Raw genomic sequence first — 7690 nt, 5'->3', positions numbered from 1 at the left:
CTGTGGCTTCCTTTCCGTTGTGCGCACGGCGCCGCCCCGCCGGGGGTGTCCGGCGGGCCGTCGGCATGCGGTGGAGCTGGGTACGAGCAGGTCACTTGCCGAGTGCCGGCACCGACGCGTCGGGGTCGGCGGACCGGGTCCGGCGGGCGGCGACCGCCGCGCGGGCCAGGTAGGGGGGTGAGAACAGGGAGAGCGGGGAGACGTTGCGGGTCACGACGCCGACGTAGCGTTCGGCGACCTGCGGGTCGGTGACCGCTCCGGCGAGGATCAGGCGGATCACCGGCGGCAGCACCTTGCGCTTGCTGAGGTCGGCGATGGTCAGGTGGTGGGCGGACAGGCGGCGCTTGTGCTGCCGCTGGTAGCCGCGCAGTGCCTTGTCGACGGCGGCGGTGTCGCCGCGGCGCAGGGGTTCGGTGACGGCGTCGGCGAGCCATTCGGCGGACTGGAAGGCGAAGCCGCATCCGACGCCGCTCACCGGGTCGTTGACCATCGCGGCGTCGCCGATGACGGCGAGGCCGGGGGTCACGATCCGCTTGCGGCTGAGGTTCGGGTAGTCCTTGGTGCCGACGAGGTCGGTGACGCGTTCGGCGTGGGACATGTCGGGCGCGTCGGGCAGTTTGGCGAAGGCGCCCAGCAGGAAGGCCTCACGGTCCTTCTCGAACTCGGGCAGGCTCCGTTTGTCGGGGGCGACGGCCATGACGGTGGTGCCGTCCCCGAAGCTGGCGAGCAGGAAGACGTCCGGCATGACGAACCAGGCCCGCAGGGTCTCCTTGGGGCGGACCTCGACGTTCCGGTAGTGGGCGAAGAAGATGAACCGGTCGTTGGCCGAGGTCCTGCTCTCCAGGCCGGCCAGGTCGGCGACGGTGGAGGACCTGCCGTCGGCGCCGATCACCAGGCGGCTGCTGAACAGCTGCTCCTCGCCCCGCACCTTGGCGACGACGCCGTTGACCCGTCCGTGCGGGCCGCGCGACAGCTGGAAGGCCTTGGCGCCCAGCACCATGTCGACGCCGGGTGTCTCGGCGGCGGCCTGCCGGATCAGCGGGTCGAGTTTGGGCCGCTGGAGGTTGTAGCCGTGTTCGGGCCGGGAGGCGGAGCCGGGGTCGCGGATCCAGCCGTCGTCCCCGTGGAAGGCGTCGTGGCAGGGCATGCCGCCCTCGGCCGCGATCTTCTTGTCGAGGCCGAGGCGTTGCAGCGTCGGCAGGGCGCTGGAGCGGATGGTGGCGGTGCACAGGCGCTTGTAGTGCGCGGGGTCCTTGTGGGTCTCCAGCACCGCCACCCTCAGGCCCGCGCGGCCCAGCAGGATGGCGGCCGAGCAGCCGGCGAGACTGCCGCCGACGATGGTCACGTCGTACATCGATTCCACCTGATCTGTCGAAGAAGCGGTTTGCGGGGTCGGGGGCCGGAGGCGGGGCCGTGCCGGTCCGTGGTCAGCCGGCGGTGTCGACGACCGCGACGCCGTCGACCTCGATCAGGTGTTCCGGGGTGAACAGGCGGGCCACTCCGACCAGCGTCACCGCCATCTCGGGGAAGGCGTGCTTGCTGCCGGCCGCCTGGCCGCCGGCCATCAGCTCGCCGAACAGTTCGGGCTTCCAGTCGACGACGTAGAAGCGGGCGCTGACGAGGTCTTCCGCGCGGCCTCCGGCGGCCTCCACGGCGCGGCAGAGGTTGAGCAGTGCCTGTTCGGTCTGGGCGGCGAGGCCGCCGGGGACCACGGCCCCGGACTCGTCGACGCCGACCTGGCCGGAGAGGTGGATGATGTCGCCGCGGGCTCGCGTCGCGTGGCTGAACCCCTCGGCGGGGGGCGGGGTGTTGGCGGGGTTGAAGGACAGCACGGGCATGGCGGGATCCTCCGGGTCGGTGGGGCGGTGCAGGGGGGTCAGGGGTGGGTGGTGCGGAGGCGGGCGAGTTCCTCGGCGGCGAGTCGTGCGGCGACGGCGGGGTCACGGCCGTCCCAGGTGCCGGAGGACTCGGTCATGCGGAAACGCGCCGAGAAGTTCTGCGTCTGCCACTTCGTCAGCGACGGTTTGATGACGGCCTTGTGGGCGGGTGACCGGCGGTAGGCGAAGTCGACCAGGTCGGCCTGGCTGCGCCAGACGGACAGGGTGCTGGTGGCGGTGAGGTCGTCGGCGATGCCGAGCTGCGCGATCAGTCCGTCGGCGGTGGTCCGCTGCTGGTCGACGACGCGCTTGTTGTTCCACAGGAACGCCGGCACGTAGGGGGTGCGGATGTGGCTGTACGTCAGTGACAGCACCGGCTCGGTGTCGTCGTGCGGGACCGGGTCGACCTCGGGGCGCCATCCCCGCCAGGTTCCGCGGCCGACCCGGGTGGGGACCAGGGACGCTCGCCACACCTCGCGGGCCCGGTCGGTGAACTCGTCCACGGTGCGGGACTGCTGGAACTCCTTCATCTCCTCGTCGGACCGGAACGCGACGAGGAGTGCCCAGCGCCGGAACACGGGCGCGCCGCCGATGGGCGGTTTCAGGTCGCCGGTGCCGAAGACCCGGCCCTCCAGGAATCCGGGCGCCTGCCGGATCTCCTTGTTGATGCGGGATATTCGGGTCATGAGCGGCACCCAGCCGCGTACCGGGTAACTAGCCAGGTGGAATGACACCGGCATTTCCGGCCTCCTTCGACGGGTTCTCCCTCGCCGTCTTCTCGGCGAGCATCTTGAAGGTGCGGAACTGCTTGTGGACCATCACGAACTCGGCCCACGGGAAGAAGTACTTCCGCACCTGGTAGAGGCCGGTGGCCCGGGCGAGCCGGCCGGGCCGGTCGTGCACAGTCATGATCATCAGCAGTCGGCAGCCGTCGCCGTCGGCGCTGTCCGCGACCCGGAACGTGCAGCAGGTGTTGCCCCAGAACCAGCGCAGACCGGGTTTGATCTGCACGGTGATGTGGTGATCGCGTTCGAATCCGACCACCTGGAAGATCACCAGGATGGGCTGCCCGATCTCCAGGTCGTCCGCGCCGGGGGTGAGGGTGCGGGGGCTGCGGCGGCCGTAGTTGTCGATCCAGTCGTAGCTGTAGGGAGCCACTCGCATCTGGCACAGCCAGCGCCACACGACGGCGCGGTCGGCGTGCACGGTGATGCCCCGGTAGTACGTGTCGAGCGGCGGGGGGACGTGTTTCATGCATTCCTCGGTCCCCGTCCGTTCGTCCTCGGTCGTGCCCCAGGCACGCCGGACGAAATGAACGCGGTCGAAGGTCCGCTTCAGCCGGCCGGGGGCCGGACGGGCACGGCCCGGACGCTGTTCATGGCGTTGTGTCATCGTTTCCGTTCCCGAATTCATCCGCGGATGGTCGAGTCGAGCCAGCGTCGAATGCGCTGGGCGGTGAGCGGAGCGTCCTCTTCGATGATCGAGAAGTGGTTCGTGTCGATCTCGACCACCGGGCCGGAGTGCTGCCAGGCGGGCACCGGCTCCGGGACGGGGGTGGCGCCGAGGGCGCTGGTCGCGCGCAGGTTGAGCGTGGGCGCCGCGATGGGCCGTGGCCTGCGTTCGCCGTAGATGCGCACGTAGTTCCCCATGGCGACCAGGCCCTTGTCGTCGACCAGCGCCGCCGCCTGCTCGTGGTCCAGCAGGGCGCCGAGCGCGTCGGCGAGCACCGCGTGGTTGAGGTCCATGTCGTCCGGGGAGTAGGTGTCGATCATCACCACCCCGGCGGGGCCGGTGCCCCGCTCCTCCAGCCGGTGTGCCACCGCGTGGGCGATCGCGCCGCCGATCGAGTACCCGACGAGGACCACGGGCCGGTGCGCGGGTTCGTCGCCGACGCCGCTCGCGAGGTGGTCGATCGCGGCCTCCCAGGAGCCCGGCAGCGCCTCCCCCGGTGTCGTGCCGGGCAGTCGCAGGGCGGACACCGCGTGGTCCGTGCCGAGTTCACGGGCCAGCCGGGCGAACTGGTGCGCGCCCGACCCGGCCAGGAAGGACGGCACGCAGATCAGTGCCGGTGCCGACGTGCCCCGGGTGAACGGCACCGGCCGGGGCCGCTCGGCGAGTTCGTCGACGGCGGCGAAGGCCGGCGCCAGGGTGGAGCTCGTGACGAGCAGGGGCATGGCGTCGATGACGGCGCCCCGCCGGTGGGCGCCGAGGACCAGGTCGGTGAGGGTGCCCCGGGTCCCGGCCGCCGGCCGGGGGTCCGCGCCGTCGGTGCCGGCGTTCTCGGCCTCCGCGAGCACGAACTTGGCGACCTCGCGCACCGTCGGGTGGTCGAAGACCAGGGTGGGCGGCAGGGTCAGCCCGGAGGCCTTGGCCAGCCGGTTGCGGAACTCGATGCCGCCGAGCGAGTCGAAGCCGAGTTCGGTGAACGGCGTCTCGGCGTCGACCGCGTCGGCCGAGCCGTGTCCGAGGACCGCCGCCGCCAGGGCCCGGATCTCCTCGACGGCGTGGCCTTCGCGGTCCTGCTCGGGCAGTCCGGCCAGGCGCCGCGCCAGCGCACCGGCCTCGGCCCGGCGTTCCCGGGCGGGAGTCCGGACGATGCCGCGCAGGGTGCTGGGCAGCATGCCGCCGGCGGCGAGCGCGCCGAGGGCGGTGGTGTCGAGCAGGGCGGTCAGCACGACCGGCTCGTCGGTCGCCAGCGCGGCGTCGAACAGGGCGGTGCCCTGCTCCGCGCCGATCGGGGCGAGGCCGAGGCGGGTGCGGATCTGCCGTGCCAGGTGCTCGCTGCCCTCGCGGCCCAGCGCCTCCGCCATGCCGATCGTCCACAGACCCCAGGCCAGGGAGTGCGCGGGCAGGCCCTCGCTGTGGCGTCGTCGGCTGAGCGCGTCGAGGACGCAGTTGGCCGCCGCGTAGTTGCCCTGGCCCTGGCCGCCGAGCAGGGGCGCCGCCGAGGAGAACAGCACGAACGCCGAGAGGTCGAGGTCGCGGGTGAGTTCGTGCAGGTGCAGGGCGGCGTCGGCCTTGGGGGCGAGCACCCGGTCCACCTGCTCGGCCGTGAGGGTCTCGATCGTGCCGTCGTCGAGCACACCGGCGGCGTGCACCACGGCGGTCAGCGGCTGTTCCCGCGGGACGGTGTCGAGCAGGCTCCGCAGCGCGGCCCGGTCGGTGACGTCGCAGGCCGCGATCCGCGCGGTGGCGCCCAGTTCGCCGAGTTCGGCGACGAGTCCGGCCGCTCCGGCGGCGGCCTCGCCGCGCCGCGACACCAGCAGCAGGTGCCGCACGCCATGGACGGCGGCGAGGTGGCGGGCGACGACCGCGCCCAGGCCGCCGGTGCCGCCGGTGACCAGCACCGTTCCCTCGCCGAAGGAGACGGCGGCCTCGCGGGGTGCGGGCGTCCGGCTGACGCGCGGCACCAGGACACCGGCCGGCCGCACCGCGAGCTGCGGTTCGTCGACGGCCGCCGCCAGGGCCACCGTGTCGGCGGCGAGGTCGGACGTGCGGTCCACCAGGACGAACCGGCCCGGGTGTTCCGACTGGGCGCTGCGCACCAGGCCCCACACGGCCGCGGCCGGCAGATCCGGTGTCTCGCCGGGCAGGCCGGCGGCGTCGCGGGTGACGAGCACGAGCCGGGTGCCGGCCAGGCGGTCCTCGGCGAGCCAGGCGCGCAGCATGTCCAGCACGGCGCCGACCCGTTCGCGCACGGCCCGGGTCACGTCGCCGGTGTCCGGGCCGGAGTCGTCGACGTGCCACACCACCAGGCCCGGCAGTTCCCCGGAGGCGACGAGGTCGGTGAGGGTCGCGTACCGCCGGTCGATTCCGGGCACGGTGGCCGAGCCCAGCAGGGCCGCCGTCACGGAGGCCGGTGCGGGCGCGGGGGCGGTGGCCGGGGCGGTGGCCTCGACCCACTCGATGCCGAACAGGGCCGGGCCGGTGCCGCCGCGGGCGGCGTCGACCACCCGGGCGTCGACCGGGCGGGCCAGCAGGGACTCTACGGTGAGGACGGGGCTGCCGGTGTCGTCGACGGCGTCGACGCGCACCTGCTCGCCGCTGTGCCGGACCCGGACCCGGACGGCGGGCACGCCCCGGCGGTGCACCGTGACCCCGGAGAAGGAGAACGGCAGCGGGATCCGCCCCGGGGCGGTGTCCCGGGTGAGGACGTCGATGGAGGCGTGCAGGGTGGCGTCGAGCAGGGCCGGGTGGACCCCGAACTCGCCCGCGGTCGCCGCCGTCACATGGTCCAGCGCGACCTCCGCGAACACCTCGTCCCCGCGGGTGCGGGCACCGGCCACGCCCTGGAACACCGGCCCGTAGCCGAACCCGAGTCCGGCGAGCCGGTCGTAGAGGAACTCGCGGTCCACCTGGTCGGCCCCGACGGGCGGCCGGGTGTCACCGCTCCACTCCGGCACGGCCGACTCGGGCGCCAGCACCCCGCGGGCGTGTGCCGCCCAGTCCGCGTCCGATGCCGCGCCGGAGCCGTCGTCGACGGGGCGGGAATGGACCGTCAGCCGTCGGCACCCGTCCTCCTCGAGCGGGCCGACGGTGACCTGGACGTCGATGTCGGCGTCGTCGGCGAGCACCAGCGGCGATTCCAGGAGGAGTTCCCGGACGGTGTCCAGGCCGAGGCGGGCGCCTGCCGCGAGGGCCATCTCCAGGAATCCGGTGCCCGGCATGAGGACCGACCCGAACACGGCGTGGTCGGCGATCCACGGGTGGGTCCGCAGCGACAGCCGTCCCGTGAAGACCCATTCGTCGCGGCCGGCCACGGGTACGGCGCCGGTCAGCAGGGGGTGGCCGAAGGAGCCGCCGGCGACACCCTCGGGAGCGGGGTGCAGCCAGAAGCGCTGCCGCTGGAAGGGGTAGGTGGGCAGCGGGACGCGCGCCGTGGGACGCCCGGCGAACAGCACGTCCCAGCGGATGTCGGCACCGGCCGTGTGCGCCCCGGCCAGGAGCGTCAGGAACTGCTCCGTCTCGTCGTGGTCGCGGCGTGCCGCGGCCGTCACCAGCGACCGCGCCGACGCCTCCTCGGTGAGGCACTGCCGGGTCGTCGCCGCGAGCACGGCGTCGGGGCCGACCTCCAGGAACCGGCGGGCGCCCAGGGTGTAGAGGGTCTGCACGCCGGGTGCGAACCGCACCGCGCCGCGCACCTGCCGCGCCCAGTGGGCCGGGTCGAGCAGTTCGTCCCCGGCGACGTCCCCCGAGAGGTTCGACACCAGCGGGATCCGCGGCCGGTGGTAGGTCAGGCTCTCGGCGGTGGCGGTGAACGCGTCGAGCATGGGTTCCATGCGCGCCGAGTGGAAGGCGTGGCTGACGCGCAGGCGCGAGGTCTTCACGCCCTGGTCGGCGAACCGCTGTCGCAGCTCGGCGACCGGTTCCTCGTCGCCGGACAGGACGACCGAGGCCGGGCCGTTCACGGCGGCGATCGACACCCGGTCCGCGTACGGGGCGACGGCGGCGGCCGCCTCCGCTTCCGGCACGGCGACGGCGAGCATCGCCCCGCCCTCCGGCAGCGCGGCCATGAGCCGCCCGCGTGCCGCGACCAGCCGGCAGGCGTCCTCCAGCGACCACACACCCGAGACGTGGGCCGCCACGAGTTCACCGATGGAGTGCCCGATCAGGAAGTCCGGGCTTGTCCCGAAGGATTCCAGCAGCCGGAACAACGCCACCTCGAACGCGAACAACGCCGGCTGCGTGAAGTCCGTCCGGTCCAGCAGACCGTCACCACCGTCGAACATGACGGACTTCAGGGAACGCCCGAGCAGCGGATCGAAGCAGGCGCAGATCTCGTCCAGCGCGGCGGCGAACACCGGGAACGCCGC

The 7690-nt window shown here is 73.4% G+C and carries 5 protein-coding genes; all 5 read right to left on the bottom strand.

Annotation, left to right across the window (positions count from 1 at the left end):
• Positions 1 to 91: 91 nt before the first annotated feature.
• Positions 92 to 1354, bottom strand: coding sequence for an FAD-dependent oxidoreductase (locus ABZ948_RS32395; RefSeq protein ID WP_359765569.1), 1263 nt, complete (start codon positions 1352 to 1354; stop codon positions 92 to 94).
• 73 nt (positions 1355 to 1427) lie between these two features.
• The gene (locus ABZ948_RS32390; RefSeq protein ID WP_359765567.1) at positions 1428 to 1838 is read right to left on the bottom strand and encodes a RidA family protein; all 411 of its coding nucleotides are present in this window, start codon (positions 1836 to 1838) and stop codon (positions 1428 to 1430) included.
• A 38-nt stretch (positions 1839 to 1876) separates the two neighbouring features.
• Positions 1877 to 2563, bottom strand: coding sequence for a hypothetical protein (locus ABZ948_RS32385; RefSeq protein WP_359765565.1), 687 nt, complete (start codon positions 2561 to 2563; stop codon positions 1877 to 1879).
• Between the two features lie 28 nt (positions 2564 to 2591).
• The gene (locus ABZ948_RS32380; protein WP_359765563.1) at positions 2592 to 3131 is read right to left on the bottom strand and encodes a hypothetical protein; all 540 of its coding nucleotides are present in this window, start codon (positions 3129 to 3131) and stop codon (positions 2592 to 2594) included.
• Positions 3132 to 3286: 155 nt separating this feature from the next.
• Positions 3287 to 7690 (bottom strand): SDR family NAD(P)-dependent oxidoreductase (locus ABZ948_RS32375; RefSeq protein WP_359765561.1); only part of this gene is annotated, 4404 nt, incomplete at its 5' end.

This window comes from Streptomyces olindensis, assembly GCF_040645895.1.
GTDB classification, from domain to species: Bacteria; Actinomycetota; Actinomycetes; order Streptomycetales; family Streptomycetaceae; genus Streptomyces; species Streptomyces olindensis.
This window is presented reverse-complemented; position numbering and strand designations above follow the sequence as displayed.